Source organism: Ekhidna sp., assembly GCF_965221965.1.
Lineage (GTDB): Bacteria > Bacteroidota > Bacteroidia > Cytophagales > Cyclobacteriaceae > Ekhidna.
Genome location: NZ_OZ244926.1, coordinates 3,744,265 through 3,770,617, shown reverse-complemented (window position 1 = coordinate 3,770,617; position 26,353 = coordinate 3,744,265). Strand labels below are relative to the sequence as shown.

General features: G+C 42.4%; 27 protein-coding genes and 1 tRNA gene. 12 read left to right on the top strand and 16 right to left on the bottom strand.

Annotation, left to right across the window (positions count from 1 at the left end):
• Positions 1-459: 459 nt before the first annotated feature.
• The 8 genes from ACOQON_RS17580 to yaaA form a co-directional block, all read right to left on the bottom strand.
• Positions 460-1,296, bottom strand: coding sequence for a biotin-dependent carboxyltransferase family protein (locus tag ACOQON_RS17580; protein ID WP_420576736.1), 837 nt, complete (start codon positions 1,294-1,296; stop codon positions 460-462).
• The gene (gene pxpB / locus ACOQON_RS17575; RefSeq protein ID WP_420576735.1) at positions 1,284-1,973 is read right to left on the bottom strand and encodes a 5-oxoprolinase subunit PxpB; all 690 of its coding nucleotides are present in this window, start codon (positions 1,971-1,973) and stop codon (positions 1,284-1,286) included. The genes ACOQON_RS17580 and pxpB overlap by 13 nt, the downstream gene beginning before the upstream one ends.
• The gene (pxpA, locus tag ACOQON_RS17570) at positions 1,936-2,676 is read right to left on the bottom strand and encodes a 5-oxoprolinase subunit PxpA (protein ID WP_420576734.1); all 741 of its coding nucleotides are present in this window, start codon (positions 2,674-2,676) and stop codon (positions 1,936-1,938) included. The genes pxpB and pxpA overlap by 38 nt, the downstream gene beginning before the upstream one ends.
• Positions 2,677-2,794: 118 nt before the next feature.
• Entirely contained in the window at positions 2,795-3,994 is a 1,200-nt protein-coding gene (locus tag ACOQON_RS17565) for an Nramp family divalent metal transporter (RefSeq protein ID WP_420576733.1), read from the bottom strand.
• Positions 3,995-4,083: 89 nt separating this feature from the next.
• Positions 4,084-4,521, bottom strand: a complete 438-nt coding sequence (locus ACOQON_RS17560; protein WP_420576732.1) for a PaaI family thioesterase — start codon at positions 4,519-4,521, stop codon at positions 4,084-4,086.
• Positions 4,518-5,330, bottom strand: coding sequence for an NRDE family protein (locus ACOQON_RS17555; protein ID WP_420576731.1), 813 nt, complete (start codon positions 5,328-5,330; stop codon positions 4,518-4,520). Before ACOQON_RS17555 ends, ACOQON_RS17560 begins: the two co-directional genes overlap by 4 nt.
• Before the next feature lie 17 nt (positions 5,331-5,347).
• Positions 5,348-5,422: transfer RNA gene (locus tag ACOQON_RS17550), tRNA-Pro, on the bottom strand.
• Between the two features lie 22 nt (positions 5,423-5,444).
• Positions 5,445-6,221, bottom strand: coding sequence for a peroxide stress protein YaaA (yaaA, locus tag ACOQON_RS17545; protein ID WP_420576730.1), 777 nt, complete (start codon positions 6,219-6,221; stop codon positions 5,445-5,447).
• 50 nt (positions 6,222-6,271) lie between these two features.
• On the opposite strand from yaaA, the gene ACOQON_RS17540 reads away from it, so the two are divergent.
• Complete coding sequence (locus ACOQON_RS17540; protein WP_420576729.1) at positions 6,272-6,556, top strand: hypothetical protein; 285 nt, start codon at positions 6,272-6,274, stop codon at positions 6,554-6,556.
• Here the strand turns inward: ACOQON_RS17540 and ACOQON_RS17535 are convergent, their stop codons facing one another.
• The 4 genes from ACOQON_RS17535 to ACOQON_RS17520 are packed head-to-tail and all read right to left on the bottom strand — an operon-like array spanning position 6,557 to position 10,622.
• The gene (locus tag ACOQON_RS17535) at positions 6,557-7,522 is read right to left on the bottom strand and encodes a polyprenyl synthetase family protein (protein WP_420576728.1); all 966 of its coding nucleotides are present in this window, start codon (positions 7,520-7,522) and stop codon (positions 6,557-6,559) included.
• A gap of 37 nt (positions 7,523-7,559) precedes the next feature.
• A complete protein-coding gene (locus ACOQON_RS17530; protein ID WP_420576727.1) occupies positions 7,560-8,648 on the bottom strand; it encodes a chorismate mutase in 1,089 nt (362 codons plus the stop codon).
• Positions 8,645-9,805 (bottom strand): pyridoxal phosphate-dependent aminotransferase, encoded by a 1,161-nt coding sequence (locus tag ACOQON_RS17525; RefSeq protein ID WP_420576726.1) that lies wholly within the window; start codon positions 9,803-9,805, stop codon positions 8,645-8,647. Before ACOQON_RS17525 ends, ACOQON_RS17530 begins: the two co-directional genes overlap by 4 nt.
• Positions 9,798-10,622 (bottom strand): prephenate dehydratase, encoded by an 825-nt coding sequence (locus tag ACOQON_RS17520; protein ID WP_420576725.1) that lies wholly within the window; start codon positions 10,620-10,622, stop codon positions 9,798-9,800. Before ACOQON_RS17520 ends, ACOQON_RS17525 begins: the two co-directional genes overlap by 8 nt.
• 244 nt (positions 10,623-10,866) lie before the next feature.
• On the opposite strand from ACOQON_RS17520, the gene ACOQON_RS17515 reads away from it, so the two are divergent.
• Positions 10,867-11,040: a hypothetical protein gene (locus tag ACOQON_RS17515; protein ID WP_420576724.1), complete on the top strand. Its 174-nt coding sequence runs from the start codon at positions 10,867-10,869 to the stop codon at positions 11,038-11,040.
• Positions 11,041-11,042: 2 nt separating this feature from the next.
• Here ACOQON_RS17515 and ACOQON_RS17510 read toward each other — a convergent pair whose 3' ends face one another.
• Both ACOQON_RS17510 and ACOQON_RS17505 read right to left on the bottom strand, forming a co-directional pair.
• On the bottom strand, positions 11,043-12,077 hold the full coding sequence (locus ACOQON_RS17510) for an AbiH family protein (protein ID WP_420576723.1): 1,035 nt from the start codon (positions 12,075-12,077) through the stop codon (positions 11,043-11,045).
• A gap of 3 nt (positions 12,078-12,080) precedes the next feature.
• On the bottom strand, positions 12,081-14,534 hold the full coding sequence (locus tag ACOQON_RS17505) for a zinc-dependent metalloprotease (protein WP_420576722.1): 2,454 nt from the start codon (positions 14,532-14,534) through the stop codon (positions 12,081-12,083).
• A 51-nt stretch (positions 14,535-14,585) separates the two neighbouring features.
• Here ACOQON_RS17505 and ACOQON_RS17500 point away from each other — a divergent pair, with 51 nt between their 5' ends.
• From ACOQON_RS17500 to ACOQON_RS17485, 4 genes are read left to right on the top strand one after another with little or no spacing between them, the layout of a single operon-like run.
• Entirely contained in the window at positions 14,586-15,443 is an 858-nt protein-coding gene (locus ACOQON_RS17500; RefSeq protein WP_420576721.1) for an alpha/beta hydrolase, read from the top strand.
• 4 nt (positions 15,444-15,447) lie between these two features.
• On the top strand, positions 15,448-16,248 hold the full coding sequence (locus ACOQON_RS17495) for an alpha/beta hydrolase (RefSeq protein WP_420576720.1): 801 nt from the start codon (positions 15,448-15,450) through the stop codon (positions 16,246-16,248).
• Positions 16,241-16,774 carry an RNA 2',3'-cyclic phosphodiesterase gene (thpR, locus tag ACOQON_RS17490; protein WP_420576719.1) on the top strand — a complete coding sequence of 178 codons (534 nt, stop codon included), beginning with the start codon at positions 16,241-16,243 and terminating at the stop codon, positions 16,772-16,774. The genes ACOQON_RS17495 and thpR overlap by 8 nt, the downstream gene beginning before the upstream one ends.
• Before the next feature lie 12 nt (positions 16,775-16,786).
• The gene (locus ACOQON_RS17485; RefSeq protein WP_420576718.1) at positions 16,787-17,953 is read left to right on the top strand and encodes an energy transducer TonB; all 1,167 of its coding nucleotides are present in this window, start codon (positions 16,787-16,789) and stop codon (positions 17,951-17,953) included.
• Here the strand turns inward: ACOQON_RS17485 and ACOQON_RS17480 are convergent.
• Positions 17,950-18,438, bottom strand: coding sequence for a DUF6702 family protein (locus ACOQON_RS17480; protein WP_420576717.1), 489 nt, complete (start codon positions 18,436-18,438; stop codon positions 17,950-17,952). The genes ACOQON_RS17485 and ACOQON_RS17480 overlap by 4 nt on opposite strands.
• Before the next feature lie 104 nt (positions 18,439-18,542).
• On the opposite strand from ACOQON_RS17480, the gene ACOQON_RS17475 reads away from it, so the two are divergent.
• From ACOQON_RS17475 to ACOQON_RS17455, 5 genes are all read left to right on the top strand, one after another.
• Positions 18,543-19,130, top strand: a complete 588-nt coding sequence (locus ACOQON_RS17475; protein WP_420576716.1) for a HupE/UreJ family protein — start codon at positions 18,543-18,545, stop codon at positions 19,128-19,130.
• Positions 19,131-19,155: 25 nt separating this feature from the next.
• A complete protein-coding gene (locus ACOQON_RS17470; RefSeq protein WP_420576715.1) occupies positions 19,156-21,399 on the top strand; it encodes a M1 family metallopeptidase in 2,244 nt (747 codons plus the stop codon).
• A gap of 86 nt (positions 21,400-21,485) precedes the next feature.
• A complete protein-coding gene (locus ACOQON_RS17465; protein WP_420576714.1) occupies positions 21,486-22,295 on the top strand; it encodes a hypothetical protein in 810 nt (269 codons plus the stop codon).
• A gap of 91 nt (positions 22,296-22,386) precedes the next feature.
• Positions 22,387-23,778: a sensor histidine kinase gene (locus tag ACOQON_RS17460; RefSeq protein ID WP_420576713.1), complete on the top strand. Its 1,392-nt coding sequence runs from the start codon at positions 22,387-22,389 to the stop codon at positions 23,776-23,778.
• Positions 23,779-23,811: 33 nt separating this feature from the next.
• Positions 23,812-24,093 carry a DUF427 domain-containing protein gene (locus ACOQON_RS17455; protein ID WP_420576712.1) on the top strand — a complete coding sequence of 94 codons (282 nt, stop codon included), beginning with the start codon at positions 23,812-23,814 and terminating at the stop codon, positions 24,091-24,093.
• On the opposite strand, the gene ACOQON_RS17450 is transcribed toward ACOQON_RS17455, so the two are convergent.
• Complete coding sequence (locus tag ACOQON_RS17450; RefSeq protein ID WP_420576711.1) at positions 24,090-25,289, bottom strand: DUF4105 domain-containing protein; 1,200 nt, start codon at positions 25,287-25,289, stop codon at positions 24,090-24,092. The two genes, ACOQON_RS17455 and ACOQON_RS17450, sit on opposite strands and share 4 nt — an antisense overlap.
• A gap of 27 nt (positions 25,290-25,316) precedes the next feature.
• Here ACOQON_RS17450 and ACOQON_RS17445 point away from each other — a divergent pair, with 27 nt between their 5' ends.
• Positions 25,317-26,339: a radical SAM/SPASM domain-containing protein gene (locus ACOQON_RS17445; RefSeq protein ID WP_420576710.1), complete on the top strand. Its 1,023-nt coding sequence runs from the start codon at positions 25,317-25,319 to the stop codon at positions 26,337-26,339.
• Positions 26,340-26,353 lie beyond the last annotated feature (14 nt).

Sequence of the window (26,353 nt, the reverse complement as noted above, 5' to 3'; positions counted from 1 at the left end):
GGGAATAAACTGTATCTTAGTAGCAAGTCCCGGATCATCGGGAAGGGAGGGCCAACACCTATGTGGAGTGATGGGGGCTGTTCTGGCTGCACGAACAGCGATGATCGGGGATCAGCTCCACTTTTTTAGTCACTTGAGACTGCAGCCCCGGGTACACTTGTATGAGTGATTCGGGGTTATTTTTTATGGCTTTCTTTTTTAAGCCATGGTTTGTGTCTTCACAAACCCGTATTACTTTTCTTTTCGTGAGGACACGAACCGGGGGCAAATAATTGTAGTCTGGAAATGTCGTCTTCGAGCGCCCTGCCTACCGCGGGCAGGCTCAGACTGTCAATTTTGATTGGCTTCCTCAGGTGCGTGTCACCCTGAGGTTCTCGAAGGGTGTGGATGTGTTAGGGACATGACACTCCTGAGTTTTCGGAAAGTTTGAAACTTTCCGAAAGTTGATCACTTAACCGCTCAAGCATCAATCAGCACCAACTTTACATTTCCTCCAGCCCTTACTTGAGCCACCTTCCACATATCCTCCTCAACCACCTTCCCAATCCTCGGATAGCCGCCCGTGATTTGACAATCGTTCATTAATATGATTGGGTGGCCGTCCGCAGGAAGCTGGATGTTGCCGGGAATCACTGCGGAGGAAGCAATCTCCTGGTAATCACACTCGAGTTTCGCCCCGGTGAGCCTTACTCCCATCCGATCACTTGATCCATCTACCTGAAAGGTTTCCAGTGAAGGGAGCTCCTTCAGTAAGTCCCACTCCGGCCCTTTCATGATTCGGATTTCAATAACGTCTCCTTGATCCCTTCCAGGGATCGGTATTTGGCATATTTTTCCTGGTTCGCCTTCGGTTTCAATTTGATCTCCATTTGCTAAAGCCTGACCATCCAACCCTCCAAATCTGGCTCTCGTATAAGTAGACACACTGCCAAAATCTTCCTGCGCTTTCATTCTTCCCCCCACTCCCAAATACGCATAAACCAAAGTTGGTGCAGATACTTTTATGATATCACCAACCGATACTTTGGAAGCAATTTCATTTCTTTCACCATTGACGTTGAGATCAGCACCAACCACTGAAATCATCGTTTCCTCTACTACTTCCAACTCCATGCCCGTGAGCGCAAACTCAATCACAGGGTAATCATTCGGATTGCCCACCAGCTTATTTGCAGCAATCATAAATTCCTTGTCCATCGCTCCTGACCGTGGAATGCCATATCGTCTATAGCCAAACCTTCCAAAATCCTGGAGAGAAGCCATCGGTCCGGTTTTGATCACTTTTAGCTTCCCCATTCCTCAAACTCTTTTTGGGTGATTCTGAAAAACCGATACTGTGTTCCAACCTCAATCAACATGGGTGGATTTCTATGCGGATCAAAGATTCTTGTAGGCGTTCGCCCGATGATGTTCCACCCTCCCGGACTAGCTAGTGAATAAATACCCGTTTGCGCTCCGGCGATCCCAACAGAGCCTGACGGGATTTGTTTTCTTGGCTGCTCCAATCGTGGACAAGCCAATGATTCATCCAATCCATCAGCATAGATAAAGCCGGGAGTGAAGCCAATGAAAAGTGATCGGTATGTGCCCTTTAGGTGCTTTTCTATGAGTTGCTCTTCGCTCATTCCCGTCTTCTCAATCAGCCTGGCAAGATCAAGCCCTTCTTCATAGCAAATGGGCAGCTTAATCACGTCCTTCTTTGCATCGAGTTGTTCCTTCGAGCCTGAAATTCCATTAAGCTTCTCCAGCAGCTCCTTCATTTTCAGGGAACTAAAGATGGCGACTGAATGGTAGGCTGGCACAATGTCATCAAGGTCGCTTCCTAGTGTATCCTTGATCAGTTTAGTACTTTGATGAATGACTTCAATAGGAATCTCACGAGCTGTTTCAAGTAACAGCACCTGTTCTCCCAGTAATTTTACTTTCCAGGAGATATTATTGAGCAGCAGCAATTTGGATTCCTTTATCGACAAGATGTTCGTTGATTTCTCTGGCTAAAGTTACGGCTCCCTCAGTATCACTGTGCAGGCATATGGACTGAACTTTCAATGGAAGCCACCCAGTCGCATTCACTCTCTGATGGAAGACTATTTCCTCTACTTGCTTAAGAACCTCTGCCGGTTTCAAAACCGCACCTTGCTTAGTTCGGGAACGAAGGGTTCCATCCACCTCATATTGCCGATCCGCAAATCCTTCTGCAATGAAGCGAAATGCAGAACCATGAGCAACCTCCTCAGAAACGGAGTTTGCCAGACCCATCCAGTAAACATCTGGTGCCGTTTCTTCAAGTACTTTTAAAATAAGCTCGGATATGAATCGATCATTCGCCGCATGGTTATATAATGCTCCATGCGGCTTCACATGATGAAGAGCAACTTCCTCCTCTTCGCAAATTCGTCTTACCAAATTGATTTGTTCCTTGAGGCTTTCTGCCAGGTCACCCGGCTGCATATTTAAAATCTCACGCCCAAAATGTTCGGGATCAGGATAGGATGGATGAGCACCTACAGCAACTCCATGGTTCTTTGCCAAACGAATCGTCCGTCTCACAGAGGCTTCATCACCAATGTGGCCTCCACAAGCCACATTACAAGAGGAGATGTAAGGCATAATCTGCTCATCCAGGTTGGTACCCGGATGTTCTCCAAGATCAGCGTTGAGGTCTATGGTTAGCATGCTTCAATTTAAAAAAAGTGAAGGTCATGCTGAACTTGTTTCAGCATCTTCATCATTAGTCCGCCAGAATACGCTTCATAGACTCTGAAACAAGTTCAGAGTGACAAACAATTTGATGCTAAATAAACCCAAATACACTATTCAAGCTTCTGAAACTGACCAGCAGACTAACAGCAATGACCAACATTGCCAGCGCATTCTGCCAGGGTTTATTGATGTAGGTTCCCAACAAGGATTTCTTATTGCATAGGTAAATGAGAAAGAAAACGATAATCGGTAAAAGAATACCATTCGCTATCTGCGCCACCTGAATTACCTCGATGGGTTTATAGCCAAGCATGGAGAAGAGTGTGCCTATTCCTAAAATAAAAATCCACACCGACCTGAATTTCAGGCTATTTAAGTTTCCGCTCCATCCGAAAATTCCTCTTGCTGTGTAGGCTGCTGCCAGCGGTGCAGTAATCGCCGAAGAAATCCCTGCTGCAAACAATCCAAGTGCTAAAAAGTATTTCGCCCAGCTTCCCAGCAGAGGCTCGAGCTGAAGGGCCATTTCATTAATGCCAGTCACCCCTTTGCCAAAAATGGTTGCTGCACTGGTGACAACAATCGCCATGGAAATCAATCCGCCCAGACCAATGGCTACACCATTTTCCTTTCGCAAATCATTCAAATCATTCGGTGATTTCCATTTCTGGCTCACGGAGGAAGCATGAAGAAACAAATTGTAAGGAACAATGGTGGTTCCGATCAACCCTAAAATGGCCAAATGATTACTTTCTGTAAGGCTGGGAACAAATAGCCCATTAACAATGCCTGAAACATTCGGCTTCACCAGAAATGCTGTGAAAAGAAAAACAGCACTCATCAGAATTACCAGGCCAATCAAAATGCGCTCGATGATTTTTACTTTTCCGATAAACAAAATTCCAAAAGCAGCCAATCCAATAAGCAATGCCCATGGAAAAGAAGAATCAAAGATTCCTGAAATGCCCAAAACTGCTCCCGATATATTACCTGCTTCGTAAGCGGCATTACCCAAAATAATTGCAGTGAAAACCAAGAGTACAGCTAGTGTTTTAGCTGTTGGGTGCTCGATCTGTGAGCGTATGGCTTCTCCCAAACCAGATTGAGTGATGAGTCCAAGCCGGGCAGTCATTTCCTGAAGGATGATGGTAGCAATTGTGGCAAAAAGCAAAACCCACAACAACGTATAACCAAAATTGGCGCCACTCAACGTGCAAACGGTGAGAGTGCCCGGACCAATGAAAGCTGCAGTGACCAATGTGCTTGGCCCAAAGTATTTTTTTATTCCTTTCATTTATTTTTTGTCATTTCGACGAAGGAGAAATCTTTAAAAGTATAAGTAAATATTTCTCGCGTTGCTCGAAATGACACTTTATAAAATCATTATACATATCCAATCTCTGCTGAGAGTGCTACTTTACTCTTTACAAATTCACCCTGGCCATACCCTACTACTTTCCCTGCTTCGTTTAGCAATTCGGATTTGGCTACATATGAATCTCCAGCAGAAGCGATTAATTCTCCCTTCGCCAATATCTTACCTTCGATTACCGGTCGTTTAAAATGAATCTCAAACGATTTGGTCAGAACAAAAACATCCTCTACAACCGAATTCACTGCGAAGAAAGCGGCATCATCAAGTAACTTGAAATAGATGGATCCATGCATAGCATTCAGTGCATGAAAATACTTTGGAACTACAGTCAGGCCAATTTCAGCTTCGCCATCTGATATCTTGCAGGTTGTAGTATCGAATATTTGAGTATTAATATTCGCCGACAGGTACATGCGCTCCAGTTTTCTGTAGTGCGCCTCACTCATGGCATGGACTTATCGATCGTGAACTCAACTTTCACCTCACCCTCCTTTCGCTCTCCGACGGGATAGCTTTTTTCCAGAAAAGCAACGTTTCCGTCATAGTCGATGGTGACAGCAGTAGAACAACAGGTCCCATAATCGGGTGTGCGGATACACATGGCGGAAACTGCCTTTTCTCTTTCGTAATCCAAACCCGTTTCCGGTAGCTCTTCATCCAGTGCAGTCTCCGTATCCTGCATCATTTCAATTAAATCCTCCAATGAAAAAGATTGTTGAATAAGTGTATTAAAAGCTCGTTTGGCTTTTTTCACTTTTGGCCATGGGGTTTCCAGCAATGCGTTGCTCAACCCATACACGCCCGGGTCAAGTAATTTGGCGTCTCCATCGTAATTACTCACATGTGCCATTTCTTCATCCAGTGTGATCAGGTTAAACCCATTATACTGGTCACCCTCACTGTGAACATGCCTGGAATAAACGGAAGGTCGTTCTTTTCCTAACAAAAAATTTACCGGGAGATCACCTCTCGATCGGGCATCTGACTTGATTTTCTTGATGTCACGAAAATTGGTCACTGCTGCAAACCGTCCATTTTTATGAATCGCCATCCAGGTACCCAAGGCTTCCATATCGCGACCTCCAAGGATGTTCGAATGATCTTCCCACCAATGAGCAACTGCGGTTGAACGTGCATAGAATTCATCACGATTAGCTGCAAGGATGAATTTATATTTAGGGTGGGATTTGTATGCAAAAGTGATGAGGCACATAAAAGTCTCGAGAATATCATGAATAAAAATTGAATAAGCCACCAAATGGTGGCTTATTGTCGGGATGACTGGATTCGAACCAGCGACCTCCCGCACCCTAAGCGGGTACTCTAACCGGACTGAGCCACATCCCGAACTTTCAAGTATAAAATTAATCTACTTCTTCTTCCCTTCCCTCTTAAAGGCCAGCTTATCTTCCGTGGAAGTCTCCTCATCAAAGTAATACCCTTCATAATCAAAGCCTCGTAAATCTCCCGGATCGGTGATCTGATGTTCGATCATGAATCTTGACATAAGCCCTCGTGCTTTTTTAGCATAGAATGAAATGATCTTGTACTTGCCATTTTTGAAGTCTTTGAATTCTACATCTATCACTCGTGCCGGCATATCTTTCTTATCAATGGACTTGAAGTACTCATTGGATGCGAGATTAAGAATGATATCATCTCCCTGATCCTTCAAATCTTTCATCAAGAGGTCAAGTATTTTGTGATCCCAATATTCGTAGAGGGTCTTATAGTCATCAAAAGCCAGTTTGGTTCCCATCTCTAGTCGATAGGGCTGAATCAAATCCAATGGTCGAAGCAGGCCATACAGTCCGGACAAGATGCGAAAATGCTTTTGCGCAAACTCCATCTTTTTTTCATCAAACGTTTCTGCCTTGAGCCCCTGATAAACATCTCCATTGAATGCCAATGCCGAAGGCCTTGCATTCTCATTTGTATGCTTGGGCTCAAACTCTTTGTAACGATGAACATTCAGTCCGGCTAACTGCTTACTGATGCTCATAAGCTCCTGCACATCATCCACTGATTTTTTCCGAAGTATGTCGATGAGTTCATTTGTGAACTCCATCAGCCTTGGCTGAGTGCCTTTTACATTTATTTCCGATTTAAAATCCAGATTTTTAGCGGGAGATACTACTGCAATCATGTTTTATAAGTTTATTTAAAAATAACACGTCACTGTAAACTAAGTTCGAAATGGATTCAGGAGATTGGAAGGATTTTGTGCAGGCAATCATCGATCAGGATACGGAAAAGGTCAATTACTATCTTGAAATGGATTTTGACCCTGATTTCCTTCACCCTGAAATGATGACCAGTGTGCTCATTGAAGCAGCAAGGACAGGAAATCCGGAAATCACCGAGCAATTACTTGATAAAGGTGCATCTCCAACGCTGACCTCTCAAATAGGAGAATCTGCCATCCAAATTGCCAAAAACACTAAAAACAAAGAGCTATTAAAGCTGCTCAAACAGTATTGACTAACGCTCTCGTTTCATCAAGCGTGTCAGAAAATCAACTAACTGTTGCTTTCCCTCATCCCGAACATCCATTTCATCCAAAAGACCAAACGCCTCATCATAGTAGCTGTTCATCTTTTGCTTAGTTAACTCAAAGATGTTGAGCTGTTCATAAATATTTTTAATGGCCGATACCTTTTCACTTATATCAAAGTCCGTTGCGGAAAGCCATTTATTGAGTTCTTTTCTCTGACTCCCATTGGCCAGTTCCAGCGCTTTGATCAGTAAGTAGGTTTTTTTATTGGAGACAATATCACCGCCCACCTGCTTGCCGAATTTGGCTTTATCACCATAGACATCCAGTAAATCATCCATGAGTTGAAAGCCAATTCCTGCCTTCTCACCCACAGCATTGAGCTGAGCTAATTCCTTTTCGTCCATGCCTGCAAGCAACCCACCATACTCCAGACTAAAGCCGAGGAGAACGGCCGTTTTCAGCCGTATCATTTCAATGTATTGTGTTTCTGTGACCGTCTCTAATTCTTCGTAATTCATATCCAACTGCTGCCCTTCGCAAACCTCTACGGCACATTTATTGAATTTTTTGATGGCTGAAGGAAGTGAATGATGTGGCCCTGTCAACAGCTGATCATACGCCTTTACCATCATGGTATCCCCACTCAGAATTGCAACTGTATTGTTCCACTTTTCATGCACGGTTGGTTTACCTCTTCTGATTGGGGCCTCATCCATGATGTCGTCGTGCATCAAAGTGAAGTTATGAAAGATTTCCACTGTAAGAGCGGGAGAGATTACCTCCTCTACATCTTCACTTTTTAATCCATACCCCAATAATACCAGCATGGGTCGCAGGCGCTTGCCACCTAAGGATAAAATATACCTTATCGGGTCATAAAGATTTTGGGGATGATTCCCCAGTGTTAGCTCGGTAAGTGAAGCATCGATTTTTTCAAGCAGATCTTTCATTGGCTGCAAGATAAAACCACAAAGGCATTCCGTTGTTTTATTCTTTTTCTAACTCACTGCGGTTCATCACTTCATTTTGATGCTCAATAGACTCCTGATGGATTGCGTTCAGGTACCGAACCATAAAAGTCTTTGACAAACCTTGAAGCTCTCCGTTGGAAGAAGCTTTTTCGATGATTTCTTCCCACCGGTTGGCCTGCAAAATGGTAATTCCCTTATCACGCTTGACAAGTCCTATTTCCTCTGCCACTTTCATGCGCTCGCCCAAGAGTTTGATCAGATCATCATCAATCAAATCAATTTGACTTCTTAGCATCGCCAGTTTTTGTGAAAGGTCCTCATCGGAAATGTTGGGCCTTCTTATAACCAAATTATCAATGATTGCCTCGAGCTCTTTGGGTGTCACTTGCTGGTCTTTGTCACTAAGTGCACTGGCCGGATCGATGTGCGATTCTAGCATCAACCCATCAAAATCCATGTCCAGAGCCTGCTGAGACACGGCATGCAACAAGTCACGTTTGCCACAGATGTGACTTGGGTCGCAAACCATTGGAATCTCCGGGAACCTCCGCTTCATTTCGATGGTCAACTGCCATTTAGGATCATTTCGGTAGACACTATTCCCGTATTGAGCAAATCCTCTATGGATGAGTCCTAGTTTAGTGATTCCTGCTCCATGAAGCCGTTCCAGCGCTCCGGTCCACAATTCAATATCCGCATGTACCGGATTCTTTATCATGACGGTAGCGTCTGTTCCTTTCAATGCATCTGCTATTTCCTGAACCGAAAAAGGATTTACCGTCGTGCGAGCACCTACCCATAAGATATCAACACCCTGTTTCAATGCTTCAAATACATGATTGAAGTTAGCCACTTCAACAGCTGTAGGAAGACCGGTCGCCTCTTTGGCTTTCTTTAACCATTTCAGTGCTTCTACTCCGATCCCTTCAAAACTATTGGGTCGGGTGCGTGGCTTCCAGATACCTGCTCGCAGGATGTCTACCTTACCTGTTCTCGCTAATAGGATTGAGGTCTCCACAACCTGCTCTTCAGACTCAGCACTGCAGGGTCCGGAAATGATGACCGGACGCTTCTGCTCAAAAATGTTAATCGGTGATGTTTTCATTTCTTTTCATTTAGCCTGTTGATTGCCTTCATCCATACATGCTCCGGACTGCACAGTGAAAGTCGAATATGCCGATTGCCATTGGATCCAAATATGGAGCCCGGGGGGATGAACAGGTTGTATTTCTCGAGAATCATATCAGAAAATGCCTCAGCATCAGATACATATTTAGGGATTTTCGCCCATAAAAACATACCCACCTTTCGTGGATCACACTGACACCCAAGCAAATCAACCAGCCTTTTAGCCCACATCTTCCGTTTTTTATATTCTTCATTTAACTGCAAAAACCAATGATTATCGAGATTTAGTGCCTCAACAGCCGCTTTCAGCATTGGCTTAAATTGTCCCGAATCAACCTGGCTTTTGAAGGTTAAAACCGTATCGATTAGCTCCTTGTTTCCTGCCAGCATCCCTATTCTCCATCCCGCCATGTTGTGAGACTTGGATAGGCTATTCAACTCCAAAACGTAATCACTCGCAGAGCGACCAGCCAAAATGCTTGTCGGAGCGTCCGTAAGAATAAAGGCATAGGGATTGTCATTGATCAAAATGATGTCATTCCTTTTACAGAAATCGATTAACTGCTCAAAAAAACCCTCTCCTCCTGGAGTGCCGGTCGGCATGTGCGGATAATTAACCCACATGATTTTGACCTTTCTCAAATCCATGTTTTCCAATTGTGCAAAATTGGGGTAGTACCCATTTTCTTCAGTGAGATCATAGTGAACCACTTCAGCTCCCGCCATCTTTGAGGCTGCTTCATAGGCAGGATATCCGGGGTTTGGGACCAGCACCTGATCTCCCTCATCAAGTAATGACATGCTGATGTGGGTGATTCCTTCCTTAGAACCGATAAGTGGCAATACCTCCGTCTCAGCATCAAGGCGGCAACCAAAAAATCTCTTATACCAATCAGCTATAGCTACTCTTAACTCTGGCAAACCACGATAACTTTGATATTGATGTGCTCCCTGCTCCAAAATTGCTTCATTGAATGATTGGATAACGGAGGGGTGAGGAGCCATATCCGGACTTCCAATTCCCAGATTCAACACCTCCATTTTGACACTCAGTTCTGCGATTTGCTTGAGCTTCCTTGAAAAATAGTACTCTCCGATACCCTGTATTCTTCGTGCTGTTGCTACATTATTCATATGTTTTTCCTTGTTTGTAGATGCCCAGGCAATCCAGCACCTGCGTTACTGATTCAAGATTCTTTAATAGCTCCGTGAGTTTAGTCCTGGCTGTAAATTCAAGGTCTAAGAAAAACCCATAGGCCTCCTTTTGATTTGGAACCGGGTGCGATTGAAGCTTGCTAAGGTTGATTTGTTTATCGCTAATGATCGATAGAACTGACGCCAATGCACCCACTTCATGAGCCGTTTCCAGATAAAGAGAAGCCTTATTCGCATCTGATACCTCTAAACCATGCTTCGAGAGGATTAAAAACCTTGTGTAGCTTCGCTGGTTATCCTCAATCCCCCTGGCGAGTATATGCAGTCCATAGGTTTCTGCTGCTAGTTCACTTGCAATCGCAGCAGTACTTTGTGATTGCTTCTCCCGAATGTCTGCTGCACTGCCCGCTGTATCAAAGGTCTCTACGACCTTAAGACCCGGGTTCAACTGTAGAAAAGATGAGCACTGACGAATTGCCATCTGATGAGAGTGCACCTCCGAAATATCCAACAGCGTCCTTCCACTAAGTGCCATCAGGTTCATCTTCACCCGCAGGGTTAACTCCCCACATATGGAAATTCCAGGATGTCGAAGCAAAGCATAATTGGGGATGATACTCCCCGCCAAGGAATTCTCAATGGCCATAATGCCGAAATCAGAATCAGCGCCTTTTACGTTTTGGACCACATCATGAAAAGCTTCACATTCCACGAGTTCTATTTCACTGCCGAAATAATTTCGCGCCGCTTCGTGATGGAAACTTCCTTTTAGGCCTTGTATTGCTATTTTCTTCATTGCTATAAACGAAAAAAGGCCTCCCTTTTGGGGAGGCCTCTGTAAATTTCTTCTTTATACCAGATATACTATAGCCACCCCATTATCCGCTGTGGATAAAAGAAAAAGTAGCTAAAGTAAAATGATACCTGTGCGTTCATTGTGGAGTAAATAGAAGTGAGAATTTTTTTAAATGCAAGGTGAAAAAGAAAATATTTGCTTGGCTCTTAAAAATAAATGAACTTTCAATTATTAAAATAGCCTTATGGAGCAAGGTAATTGCACTTATATTGATCAACTAAAAAAGGCTGAGTACGCCAAATCTTACAAATCAATGGTTGACGATGACAGCATTATCAGAATAGCGGAAGAAGGAATCGATGATTACTTTAGGCAGCTCATAGAAACCGATTTAGGGCAGAAAAATAGTACAGTTTGATATTACTTAAGTTGAGGACACGGAGTACTGGATTCTGCTGGAACAACTATTCTTCTAAGTCTCTTTTTATCCTCGAAATGCCTATTGATCTCAATGAATTTTTCCCTGTGATCTTTATGATCTAAATGATAATGATAGTGTATGCTACTGCATTTTTTATCTTCAAATATTTGTTTCAATAAAGTTCTATCAGTAACTCCGCAAGAATGTCCGTAAATGTCTACTGTGTAATTTCCAGACAGACACCCCAGTAAATGCCTATAAGTTTCATCTTTTGAATAAAAAATTGATTTAGAGTATTTTAAAAACTCGTTTTCATAAAGGTTTTCGATTTCATTATACCTAGGTGAATGTTCATCACCAAAACCAAAACAAATTTCAGATTCCTTGGTATCTGCTTGTCCATGAATATTGATTATCGCTGTTCCTTCATCATCTATATATTTTTCGAATGTTCTAGTATAATTGAAATTCAAAACTGTCAAAAATTGGTTTTCCTTATACCCGAATATCTTGTAAAATTTATCAATTGGGGATATTGTTTTAATTAGTGGATTAACAACATCAATTATATAGTTTCTGAACTTAGACAGAAAAAACTCGATAGACTGATTGAAATAAACTAAGCGAGCTCGGGCCTTCTCTAAATTGGTTTTCCTTCTTTTCAATTGATCCAAAATATCAATTAAAAAATCATGATAAAGGAGTTCTAAGTTTTGCCACCTTTCAATTCCCCTTTTTTGCAGAATAAAATGAAGAAATCCCTTTTCATTGATAAATATTGATGAGCTACCACCAAATGGACTTGAGTTAATTCTAGATGAAATTATTGCTCTAAAGTCATTCCTCTCATTATTAGCTATTGGTTTAACTGGATGAGAAACTTTAATCAATGGGTCTTTGTAAGTCTTTCTTGATTCTATTACTTCCTGGACAATCTCACTGATATAATAATTAAGGAAATCAGAATAGCGTGTTGGCAACCCATGAGCCAGATCGAATCCGTTCCCAATAATTATTAGTTGCGTGCTATTCATATCTTAAAAATCACAACTCCCTATCGGTGAGCCATCTGGTGCCGTGATCGTATCCGGGATCTTGAATTCCTGCGGTTCATCTAAAAATCTATCAATCTGACTTACCACGTACTGGTAGTAATCTCCATCACCGTTGGTACTTCTGCCAGTTCGTCCAGAAGCATATGACTTAATGGATTTGATTTTGGCCAGTGCTTTGGCCTTCACCTCGGTATAAGCTCTATCACTGACGGCCAGATCCATGAGCTGCTTGAGCATTTCCATTTCCACCACTTTTTGGATGGTTCGATCCTGAGCATTTGAAGAAGGGCTCATCCAAACAGCTGTGGTTATTCGATCCAACACCGCATCCACTCCTGGCTGATCTGTGCTACGTGTTTTATAGGTTAGCAGTCGATTGAATCTGTCGGAATTGAAAATGAAACCAAATGGCAAACTAGCAGCTGTCTCTACAGCGGCCAGGTAATCAAAAGCAGGTCCGGTTCTTGACTGAAACGTTTCTCTTGATCTTCCATAGCCAAAAGCTCTTGGTGGAATTTGACCAAGTAGTTCTTCAGGCAATTTTAGATTCTCAACTTTCACTGTGGTCAGCAAAGCCTCCAAAGCTGCCATTTGCTCCTCGGATGAAAGCATTTCTGTGACCACTTGATCCGCTCCTCTCAAGGCATAGCTGTAGTTCAGTCCGCCAATCAGCTTGGAAGTAGCATCTACCTGATACCTGTGGAACAAATACATGGGTACCAGCACCTCCTCGATACTACTCATCGGCGTACCGGTTTTGATTGCCTTTTCAGAGAATTTGTCAAGAATCGCTCTCCTGATTTCCATCATTCTATTCAGTTCAACTGCTGCATTGGTGCCATTGTCCCAAAGGTGTGCCTCCGGATGTAATCCGCTGGCCGGACGCGCATCCTGATCGGTGATGTATCTTAAATCATTATCAAAGGCTTCATCTAAAATGGCGTTGAGTTTTTCTTCATTCTCTCCTTCAGGAAAATCGCTATACCCATAAGTGATGGTCACTTTATCCCATGCTCCGATCTTATCATCATACGCTTCGCTTAAGTCAATATTTCCCTGGTCGTCCATCTGCACGTATGGATGCGGGTAGTCCATTACCGAAGCACGATCGTTTACGCTTGCGGCAAAATTGTGAGCTAACCCAATTGTATGACCAACTTCATGAGCAGACAATTGTCGCAATCGAGCCAGTGCCATTTCTGTCATGGCATTCGGAGTTTCATCTCCATTTTCATAAGGTTGTAACAATCCGGTAGCGATCAAAAAATCCTGACGCACTCGCAAGGACCCCAAACTTACATGCCCTTTGATCATCTCACCTGTCCGTGGATCTGTGATCCCGCTACCATAACTCCACCCTCTTGTAGATCGATGCACCCATTGGATTACATTGTAGCGAACGTCAAGTGGGTGTGCCCCTTCCGGCATCACTTTTACCTGAAATGCATCTTTGTAACCAGCTGCTTCAAACGCCTGATTCCACCAGCTTGCTCCTTCAATCAACGCGGATCGAACCGGCTCGGGAGCTCCTCGATCTACATAATAGATGATTGGCTCTACCGCCTCGCTGATTTCAGCTTCTGGATCTTTTTTCTCCAGTCTGTGACGAACAATAAACCGCTTGACCAGAGGCTCTTCGATGGGTGTAGCATAGTCCTGATACGAGATATAGAAAAAACCACTGCGCGGATCGAACGCACGAGGTGTATAATTATCAGCCGGCAATTCTATGAAGCTATGATGAGTTCTTACTGTCACCGCATCAGGTGTTGGTGTCACCGAACGTAACCACCAGCCTTTTGCATCCCCGCTGAAAGTAAGCAATGACTCAAACTCTGTATTTTTTGGAAAGTTAAAGGTCGCATCCATGTAGATAGCGGACCTTGATTTATCTACTGAAAAATTTCCCTGATTTGAACCTTGCAACCTTCCACTCACATCGTGAGAATCTCGAAGCAACCAATCTGTAATGTCGATAAGATATGCACTTTCGCTTTTTGTTTTGATCTCAAACCCTCCAATCACCGAACTGGCAAATGCCTCAGCGACCGACTTCACCTCATCCTGGTTATCACTCACGGCTCGATAATCCAGATTAGGCTGAATGAGCAATAGCTTATTCCCGTGTTTTTCAAATCGAACCACTCGCTCTCCCCCCAGCTGTCCGCGATCAAGTCCGATATCGTTAGAACCAATTCCGGCAGCAAGTGAATTCACATAAAGAAATTCCTGACCTACTTTGCCCACTTCCAAAAACATTCGACCCACCTCCTCATCATAGTAAAAATTGAAGAAGCCTTCCTGCTTTTGCATTTCTGCTGTGAAGTCTGCAATTGGGTTTGATTGATCGGATGAGGAAGAGGCCTTTTTTTTGTTAGATTGACCCACAACCATAAATGAGACAAAGATTAAGGTTAGAAAAGTGTAGGTTCTCATTGTTGTATATTTATGATGCTGTTCGAATTATCAATTCATTAAAGTAAAACATTGATCACCACAATCATATTAATAATTGTATCAATCTATGTTATTGTTAATGTAGCGGCATATTTCTTACAGGAGAAGTTTTTGTTTAAGCCTGAAAAGCTGCCCTCCGACTTTCAATTCAAGTATGGTGAACAAAATGTGCAGGAGCACAATCTCTACATTGGCGATGATGTACGCATAAATGGGGTTCACTTCAGTGTCAAAAAACCCAAAGGGGTGGTTATCTATCTGAAAGGCAATTCCAGATCAATCAAGGGTTGGGGAAAGTTTGCAATCGACTTTAACCGCCTGGGTTTCGACGTGGTAATGGTGGACTATCGGGGGTTTGGAAAAAGTACCGGTCGAAGGTCGGAGAAAGAAATTAAAAGCGACCTGCAAAAAGTCTATGACATCCTCAAGAGCAAGGTCCCGGAAAAATATATCATTATCTATGGCCGGTCCATGGGCTCAGGCTTTGCTGCCAAACTAGCCAGCAACAATGACCCCAAAATGTTGGTATTGGAATCACCCTACTACAGCATGAAGAAGGTGGCCAAGCGATACATCCCTTTTCTTCCGGCATCACTTATTCTTAAGTTTCCATTGACAACCTATAAATGGATCAAGTATGTCGAGTGTCCTATCAAGATCATTCATGGCACTAAAGACAAACTCATTCCCTATAAATCAAGTCTGGCGCTAGCGGAAAAAAATCCTTCTTTAACACGCGTGTACTCTGTGATTGGTGGTGGGCATAATAACCTGCATACTTTTGAGGAATATCATCGCATGCTTGAGGAGGCCTTGCATTCCGCAGAGTTGAAGCCCATTGACCCGGAGAAATCAAGCTTAAATTTTAGTAGAAAAAAGAAGCAATAAGAAGGTGACTTACATCAAGGTAATAGCAACAGCACTTTTGTGTATTTATGTATTGATCGGTCTGATCATTTTCCTGATGCAGGAAAGCCTGATTTTTCTTCCGGAAACCTTGCCTGAAAATTATGCCTATGAGTTTGAGCAGGTTTTTGAAGAGCATAACCTGGCCATGAGTGATGGTGCAATGATCAATGCACTCCATTTCAAACAAGCTGACTCCAAAGGGTTGATCGTCTATTTTCATGGCAATGCCGGCAACCTGGCGCGTTGGGGAGAGATTGTGATGCCCTTTGTTGATTTAGGATATGAAGTATTAATAATGGACTATCGAGGTTATGGAAAGAGCACCGGAAATCGAACGCAAAAGAAATTACTGAGCGATGCGGAGGAGATTTATGCTTTTGCCAAAAAACTGGAACGAGAAGAGCGGATCATCATCTTTGGGCGATCACTTGGTTGTGCATTTGCTTCATACCTGGCTTCCAAAAACAATCCGGAAAAGGTCATTTTGGAAACCCCCTTTTACAGTTTGATAGATGTCGCTGGTAAGCTTTTCCCCATCTATCCGACTTCCCTATTGCTCCAATACCGTTTCCCAAATCATGAGTGCCTAGAAAAGGTCAATGCTCCGGTTTACATTTTTCACGGGACGAATGATGAGGTGGTCCCCTATGAATCCGGACAAAAACTTTATGAGGAGCATCAGGATAAAGCGACTTTTATTTCTGTTGAAGGTGGACATCACAATGACCTGGCGCTTTTTCCTGAGTACTGGAATGCAATGGAAAATGTATTAAATAATGAGTGAGTCACTCTATTTCATAGCGATTGTTCCACCTGAAGATATTCAGGAAGAGATCACAAAGCTTAAGCATGAGGTAGCTGAAAAATACGGTAGTAAACATGCCTTAAGATCACCTCCTCACATCACACTTCACATGCCCTTCAAATGGAGGGATAAACGCTTCGATGAGTTAGCAGAGGTGATAAAAAACCTGAATAGTGATCTTGCGGCGTTCGAGGTTGAGCTTAAAGATTTTGACTTCTTTGAACCGCGAGTAGTTTTTGTGAATGTGGTGCAAAGTGAAAAGCTAAAGAAGCTCCAGAAAAAGGTAGTAGATGCTTGCAGGAAAGAGTTGAAACTTGATAACGCCAATTATAAAAACAGACCATTTCATCCACATGTCACCATTGGCTTCCGGGATTTAAAGAAGCCGATGTTTTATGAAGCGAAGAAAGAATTTAAAAAGCGGGAAGTTCTATTTGAGTTTCGTGTAGAAGAGATTGTACTATTGAAACATGATGGCAAGAAATGGAATGTTGTGGATTTTTGATATGATTGTAGGATGAAGAAAATAATTTTTGTTCTCTGTTTTATTTCCCTTTTCAAAACACTTGCTCAATCCGATTCTACAACACATCTTGGTAATTCTGATGAGATTTTTACTCAGGTAGAGGAGCCAGCTAGCTTTCCAGGTGGTATTGACGGTTTCTATCAATTTCTAGCAAAAAATTTGCGTTATCCCAGAAGTGCCCAAAGAATGGGAATAGAAGGTAGAGTCTTTGTTCAATTCGTTGTTGAAAAGGACGGCTCAATAACTGGTGTTAAAATTGTTAAAGGCATTGGTGCCGGTTGTGATAAAGAGGTTCTTCGCATAATGAGAATGATGCCAAACTGGATTCCTGCTAGACAAAAAGGTAAAGCAGTTAGACAGATAATGGTTCAGAACATATTGTTTAAGTTCCAGAATAACTCTTCGTTTGGCAATCAACCTCATTATGTTGCAAATGGAAGAATTAATTCGATTGATACTTTGGGTTATAATGCAAATCCTGAGCATTTCGAAAATGTAGTCCCATTTGGAAATATTGAACTTGCATTGACCGGGGCTTCATTTATTCCATTGATTGACACTAACAGCTATTTTGCCAAACCTCAAAATGGGTTTAGTTTTTATTCTAAGGAGTTCAAAGAAACATTACTAAACGACCCTTCCTATCACGAAGTTGATACCAAAACTTCAGTTTCGTTCACAATAGATGAGTCAGGTGACCTCCAAAATTTCTATCTTGGTGGCACACCTCATCCAAACGACACAGCAATTGTTCGATCACTCATGGTGTTAGGAAAATGGACTCCAGCAAATAGATTAGGAGTTCCCACAAAGCAAACCATTGAATTAAAGATCGTTTCCTTTTTAGGAGAAGTTTTTGATGAAGTGGATGTTCCCGCCACAGAGCCTGAAGATTTCATTAGATTTTTGAACTTGAATTTAAGATATCCATATCCCGCTCAGCGTAATGATATAAAAGGTATTGTAACTGCCTCATTTATAGTTGAAAAAGATGGGACAATTACGCAAGGAAAAATTATTGAGGGGATCGGATACGGTTGTGATGAAGAAGTATTGAAGGTGATTGCTCAAATGCCAAATTGGACTCCCGCTTTCCATAATGGCCAAAAAGTCAGGCAAAGGATCACAAGAAGATTCCCATTTAGAATGAATGATTAATCCTCCCAACTAAAAACCTCCGTATCCTCTCCCACAAACAACCTCGCACTCTTTACCTTATCGAAAGCACGGAAATGCACTAAATTTTCCTGATCGCTCCAGACTTCATGCAGGATGCTGTTCCAGACCTTAACTCGCTCCAGCTTCTTTACTTTTTCAATCTCAATGTAGCACCACATCACATCCTCCTCGATCTCTGCACCAATGTAGTTGAGCTCATATTCCTTCCCTTTTTCATCCCATAGCTTCATCCGATCCAATAGGTATTTTTCAAGGTTTGTGTTGATGAAATCCCAACTCTCCTCCTCCATAATATCAAGCGTATCATTCCCCGTGTAAGCTCTCAATGCCATCTCCAGATCATCCAGGAAAATTCGAGTACTTATTTGAATGGCCTTTTTGTCTTCCTTGTATTTAATGTCCGAAACACTGACATGAAATGGATGTAGAACCGATTGGAAAATAATGAGTGCAAGTGTAACCATAGGTCAAATCTAGACAAAGAGCATGCCCGACTGCAATACCGCTCATCAAATCCTCCTGGAATTGAAATCAACAGGTCAATCGCTTACTTTATATTCGCTACCCCATGAGTGAGTTTAGCTTGTATTACGAGTTGGGTCTCGATCATATCCTGGATGTAAATGGATACGATCACATCCTTTTTGTAGTGGTATTGTGCGCACTGTACCAATCCACCGACTGGAAAAAAGTATTGATTCTTATCACTGCATTTACCCTCGGCCATTCCATCACACTGGCACTGGCCACCATGCGGATTATCAAGATCAATGCAGACCTGATAGAGTTCCTAATCCCTGTCACCATCCTCGTGACAGCCATCTCAAATTTGTTTACCAAAGAAGACCGAATCGCTGAAGGTAAGATTTGGAGAAATTATGGGTATGCCGGGTTTTTTGGGCTTATTCATGGTTTGGGTTTTTCCAATTACCTCAGAGCACTTTTGGGAAAAGATGAGACAATCATCCTCCAGCTTTTTGCCTTTAATGTAGGATTAGAGGTGGGTCAAATAATAATCGTTGGATTATTCATGGCAATTAGCTTCATTTTCGTTGGATTAGGCGGTGTGACCCGCCGGGACTGGAAGATGATCATTTCATCAGCAGTAGGAGGAATCGCATTGATGCTGATGATGGATACGAATTACTTAAACTAAAAAACATTATTAACTAGACATAACTATGAAGAATAGCATTCTACTTATCGTAGCGTTTTTGGTTGGCACTGTGGTAACAGCACAGGACCGAAAACAAAAAGACACAGAGTGGGAACAAAAATTTGAGCAGCTGGGTACAATGCTGCCCACCCCTAACGTGTACAGAACAGCCAGTGGAGCACCGGGGCATCAGTACTGGCAACAAAAGGCAGATTATAAAATGAAGATCACGCTGGATGACAACAACCAAACAATCACCGGTAGTGAGACGATTACTTATTACAACAATTCCCCGGATGATCTGGAGTATCTATGGGTTCAGCTGGATCAAAACATGCGAGCCAGAGATTCCGATTCGCCGTTGATCGGTCAAAGTAGCATGAGGGATACGCTAAGTGCATTTTCTGTATTTAATATCACCGGAGATCAGGATTACGATGGTGGGTTTAAAATTAAATCCGTAAAAAGCGCCGGTAAGGATATGACTTACCTGATCAATAAGACCATGATGAGACTTGATCTGGAAAAGCCTTTGAAGTCAGGCGAAAATATGACATTCAGCATCGACTGGATGTACAACATCAATAACCGGATGACAGATGGTGGCCGCTCTGGACTGGAGTATTTCCCGGAAGACGACAACTACCTGTATACCATTGCCCAGTTCTTTCCAAGAATGGCGGTGTATATCGATAATGAAGGCTGGCAAAACAAGCAGTTCCTGGGGAGTGGCGAGTTTGCATTGACATTCGGAGACTATGAAGTAGACCTCACTGTGCCGTCTGATTTTATCGTAGGAGCAACAGGGAGTCTCCAAAACCCTAAAGAGGTATTGACTACCGAGCAGATGGAGCGATTTGAGCAGGCAAAAAAATCGTATGATAAGCCTGTCATTATCGTAACAGAAAAAGAGGCTAAGAAAAACGAGAAGACGAAAGCATCAGGAACAAAAACATGGAGGTATAAAGCCGAGAATGTAAGAGACTATGCGTTCTGTGCTTCCAGAAAGTTCATCTGGGATGCCATGGCTGTGAAACTGAGCGAGGGCAATGAGCCATTGGCAATGTCTTATTATCCGAAAGAAGGAAATCCATTGTGGGAAGAGTGGTCGACTGCAGCTGTGGCGCAAACGCTAAAGACCTATTCAAAATTTACCATTGAATATCCATATCCGGTTGCGATCTCTGTTCATACCGCATCCATTGGAATGGAGTATCCAATGATCTGCTTTAACTACGGCAGACCTGATCCGGACGGAACCTATTCAGACAGCAAGAAGCATGGAATGATTGGAGTGATCATCCACGAAGTAGGACACAATTTCTTTCCAATGATTATCAATTCCGATGAACGTCAGTGGACATGGATGGATGAGGGACTAAATACCTTTGTTCAATACCTGACTGAGCAGGAACTAACCGATCAACTTGGATATGAATTCCCATCCAGAAGGGGACCGGCTCACAAAATTGTAGATTACATGAGAGGGGAAAATGGTTTGGTTAGACCCATCATGACAAACTCAGAGCAGATCCGACAGTTTGGCTCTAATGCTTATGCAAAACCTGCTACTGCACTAAACATTCTCAGAACCACCGTAATGGGACCTGAGCTTTTTGATAAAGCATTTAAGACTTATGCTGAAAGATGGGCATTCAAGCATCCAACGCCGGCGGATTTATTCAGAACGATGGAAGATGCTTCCGCGGTTGACCTGGATTGGTTTTGGAAAGGCTGGTTTTACGGCACAGACTATGTAGACGTGGACCTTGCAAATGTTCGATGGTTTCAGATGCAGACTGAAGAAAACGGACTGGAAACAAGAAATATCAAAGGAGCAGGCCAGGGAATTGATGGCAAGAACAATGGGCAAAAAGATTTCGGCAATAGCCCGCAACCATTTGTTTTCAAGGAATGGAATGGTGGATATGGTGAATATCGTCAGTCCATGGATCAGAACAAAATCAAGCAATCAGCAGAAGGCAAAAACTTCTATGAGCTTACCTTGAAGAATCAAGGAGGGCTTGTAACCCCAGTTATCATTGAGTGGACCTATGTAGATGGTACCACTGAAAGAGAGAAAATACCTGCTGAAATATGGAGGATTAATGAAAAAGAAGTGACAAAGGTTTTCATGAAAGACAAAGAAGTCGCTAAAATTGTGATTGATCCGGATAAGATGACTGCTGATGCATACACGGACAACAACGTTTTTCCTCGGTCAGAAGAAGGTGACAGATTCGAGCAGTTCAAGGAAGGACAAGACTAAAAAAAGATTACAACCAACCTAAACTAAGGAGGAGACCGAATTGGTCTCCTTTTTTATTTTCTATCTTTAAGAAAACATTTACAAAGATGAAAAACCAGTTATTGTTTCTTTTAGCACTTGTCATTTTCACAGCCTGCTCTACCGGATCATCTTCATCCGAAAGTGCAGACACTACCGCTATCGCAGATGGTGGTGAGTTCATTGAATACAATAACCCACCAGCCGAAGGGTTCAACCAGGAGGGGTCTGACCTACTTGCAACTTTACTTGCAGACAAAACTATGTTGGCAATGGGCGGAAGAAAAGCCTGGGATAATACACGGTATATTAAATGGAATTTCTTTGGAAGAAGGGATCATGTATGGGACAAATGGACCGGTGATGTAAGGATTGAGGTACCGGAAGATGAACTAACTATTTTAATGAACATCAACACGAAAGATGGAAAAGTCATGAAAGGTGACAGGGAAATCACATCTGATTCATTGGATATATACCTCCAGAAAGGATATGAAATGTGGGTCAACGACTCCTATTGGCTGGTAATGCCTTATAAGCTTAAAGACTCTGGGGTAACATTAAAATATTTGCGTGAGGACTCTACGGAAGCAGGAACACGTGCAGATGTAGTTAGCCTGTCTTTCGATGCGGTTGGTGTGACCCCTGAAAATGTCTATGAAGTGTGGATAGATACCGATTCTAAACTAGTCACCCAATGGGCATTTTATCCGGATTCCAGCACCTTAGAGCCCCGTTTTATCACACCGTGGGGCAATTACAAAAAGTATGGAGGTATCATGCTTTCCGGAGACAGGGGTCAATATCAGTTGAACAACATAGAGGTTTTGGACACGGTACCTGAAGGCACATTTACTGATTTTGATGCAGAGACTTAGTACATCTATGGGCTAATTTTTTCCATTCAAAGATTGACAGGATAGAAATTTCCAAATTAGCTGGTTTTGGTTTTTCTTACTTAAAACAACCATGTTCCCTGAGGCCGTCAAAGTAGTATTTATTCAGTATGTGACCCAAGCACTGCTTGCTTTGGTTATTATGCTGATCCTCAGGAAATTTTTTCGCCAATACCGAAACGACTTTTACCTTCTCTGGTCATGGAGCTGGTTGGCTCTTTTTGTCAATATGCTGGGGTCAAGTATTTCTTTGGCCAATGCTTTTATGTTGCCTTTGAATCATCCATTCAGGTTATCTATTTCGGTAATCACAGTTGCCGCCAGTTTATTGCAAATCCTATGGCTTTACTCCGGAACGTTGGAAATTTCCAAAAATCAGAAAATGAACCGTGGGCTAGTCAAGACAATCTCCTACCTGATCATTCCAATTTCTATTCTACTCGTCCTCCTTTCCTTTGACAACCCTGATGCAGGTACGCATCGAATTCTTTACCGGGTAGGAATAAAATCACTTCTGGCTGGCGCTATATTCATAACATGCTCCATTATGTTAATTAGGATGACCCAAACAGGAATTGGCATTCGATTCATCATTTTCTCTTTTTTATCCTACGGCCTTTTGCAGTTCAATTACTTCCTGGAGGTTCTCTTGGAATTATATCAGACGGATTACCTTCTTGAAGTGCCTTATTTTGCAGGTGCAATAGATATTTTCCTTCAGGCTCTGATGGGCCTGGGTATGATTATCAGTGTCCTGGAGGTCGAGCAGCACAACCTTAAAAAAGCCAATTCAGAACTGGACACATTTCTCTACAGATCCTCACATGATTTGCGCGCTCCGCTAACGACTATTTCCGGAATTATTTCTGTCATTCGAGCGACGGATGACCCGGTAAAAAAAGAAGAGTTTTTTAATGCCATTCAGGATCGGCTCATTCAGGCAGACAATGTCATTCGTGACATCATTACTCTTAGAAAGGGTCAAAAAATGGATCTGAGTATCATCGAAGTTAATCTCGTAAATGAAATTGAAAAGGAATACCACTCATTGATCGACCCTAACGCTAAACACCCTAAACTTTCTATTCATGCAAATGAAAATGTCAGCATTCATACTGATAATGCGAGATTACATACTGTGCTTACCAATATCCTTGGAAATGCGATTAAGTATCACGACTTGGAAAGTGCGAACCCTGAAATTAGAGTCAGAATTGAAAAATCCGAAAAAGGATTGAACCTCCTCATTTCTGATAATGGAGCCGGCATAGATCAAAAACATCTCCCTAAGATTTTCGATATGTTCTATCGGGCACATAAATCTTCGAATGGAACAGGACTTGGCCTGTATTTGGTCAAAGACGCACTTGAGCATATGGGTGGAAGTATCGGTGTTACATCTGAAAAAGGCAAGGGAACGACATTTGATATCCATTTGGTGGACCACAAAGCAAACCATTCGTAGGAATATTTGATTATTGTATCAAAGCAAAAGACTATGAAAGCAATATGGAATGGCGAGGTAATCGCTGAAAGTGATGAAACAGTGGTAGTGGAGGGAAATCATTATTTTCCGCCATCATCAATTAAAAAAGAATACTTCAAAGAAACAGACACCCATACCCACTGTCCATGGAAAGGGGAGGCCAGTTACTATACCGTGGTGGTAAACGGCGAAGAAAACAAAGATGCTGCCTGGTACTATCCGGAAGCCAAGGAATTAGCCAAGAATATCGAAAATTATGTGGCTTTTTGGAATGATGTGAAGGTTGAAAGCTAAGCTTTCCCGTTTGTAGGGAGTTTGACCTTGGGTTTTCTAAGGTCATATCCAATATAAAAACTTCTCAGGACCATTGTAAGCACTAAAGGCACCAATGCCTGATGCAGCGGCTGAGGAAGAATAGCCCAAACTAAAAGTACGCCACAGTACCAGTATGCTAATACTTTAAAGTATTTCCTGAAAAAGTCTCTAAACCTTTCTTTTCCTACAAAGAAGATTAGTGGCAGGTGAAAAGGAATCGCCCACAGAATATTCAGATTTCTTTGAGACAAATGCTCTGTACCAAACCAAAGAAAAACCACCCACCAGCCGGCAAAGCCAACAACTGAAAAAAGTAGCGCATCAATCCATTTAGTTCGCTTTCCAGATTTGAGATTTCGATGTGTTATCAGCCCAACCACAAAAAACAGGATCACGAATGTGTTAAATGGAGTAAAAAGGCCGTTGCTGTTTTCCACGTCAGTAGGCATAAAGGTTGTCTCTGATTTCTTAACTAGCGGAACAGTGGCACTATCTCGAGAAATGGTAGCCCCTGAAAAGGCCATGTGGATATAATCCGGAAGGAACATGTATTCGTAGGCGGTTGCCTCTCTATCTATTTGCATCCCTAAACCCAGATCAATTGCAAGATCACCCCACGGTTGATAATCCAGGTAATCATCCATTAAATCCCGTATCGTTTTTCCCTCCTCCTTATAACTAAAATCAAAATTGATGCGACCCGCAAACAGTTCTTCAGGCACATCTCTGATTTTCGTAGCACAATTGTCATAAACATAATTGTAGAGGTATTCCGCGTTTTCAGGCTTGACATTGTTCTGTAAAAAATCAAAAAATCGTTGTTTTTCTTCTTGCGTCAGGTTCAAATATTGCTCTTTGATAAAGCGATCCTGGCTTTTATAAAACCTAAATACCCTATCATATTTGGTTACCCCAACCTTATACTTCAGAAGCCCCTGTGCAAAATTCAAAAAGAAGTTTTCCTGCTCGAAATCATACAGGCCATAATTGTAGAACCAGTCAATTCCCTTCTTTTGATCAACTATCCGTATGCCACTATGCCCAAAAGCCGACCAGACTTCACCCTGATACGGGCCAACTGTAATCACAGCGATTTCAGCCTCCTCAGACAATCTGATTTGAGCGATGGAAAAAGTGGATAGAAAAATTAGAAAGCTCAGAAATACGAATCTCATGATTCAAGTGTTTACTTTGTTTTTGCAATGATTGTCAATCTGCACGATAGCATCTCACTCGCTTCAAAGCTAACGCCAAAAAGAATATCCAATGCATGGAAAATCTGGCGAAGCTTTCAGCAGTCCATGAAGCACGGAAAAGCCGCGATCTCCGGACTCCCGATCAGCATGGCGATTGAGCCTACCACTGCATGCAACCTGAGATGTCCGGAATGCCCGAGTGGTTTACGATCTTTTTCCAGACCAACCGGAAAGCTTGATGTTTCACTGTTTGAAAAAATTATGGAAGATGTCAGTGAGCACCTGCTTTACCTTACTTTTTATTTTCAGGGAGAGCCATATCTGAATCCTCAGTTTCTGGATATGGTAAAAATTGCCAGCCAACACAGGGTTTATTCCACCACGTCAACCAATGCTCATTTTTTGGATGATGAGAATGCCAGGAAAACAGTGGAAAGCGGGCTGAATCGTTTGATCATTTCGATCGATGGTGCCTCTCAGGAAACCTACGAATCATATCGAAAAGAAGGCGATCTCACCAAGGTGCTGGAAGGGACTGAGAACGTTTTAAAGTGGAGAAAAAAATTGAAATCAAATAGTCCAAAAGTCGTTTGGCAGTTCCTGGTCGTTCGGCCAAACGAACATGAGATTCCAAAAATCAAGCGTCTTGCAAAAGAATATGGAGTGGATAAAGTAGCCTTCAAAACGGCCCAGATTTATGACTATAAAAACGGAAGTGATCTGATTCCAACCATTGATAAATACTCTCGCTACAGATCAAATGGTGATGGGACTTACAGCATCAAAAATCAGCTGGAAAATAAGTGCTGGAAGATGTGGCAATCCTGTGTCATTACCTGGGATGGTCAGGTCATTCCATGCTGTTTTGACAAGGATGCCAATCACAGCATGGGCAATGTCTCTGAAAGTTCGTTTGAAGACATCTGGCATTCCATGCCGTACCAAAACTTTCGAAATGCTCTTTTAAACGGCCGTTCAGAAATAGAAATTTGTAAAAACTGCACTGAGGGGCTGAAGGTTTGGGCCTGATGCACTTATTTCGC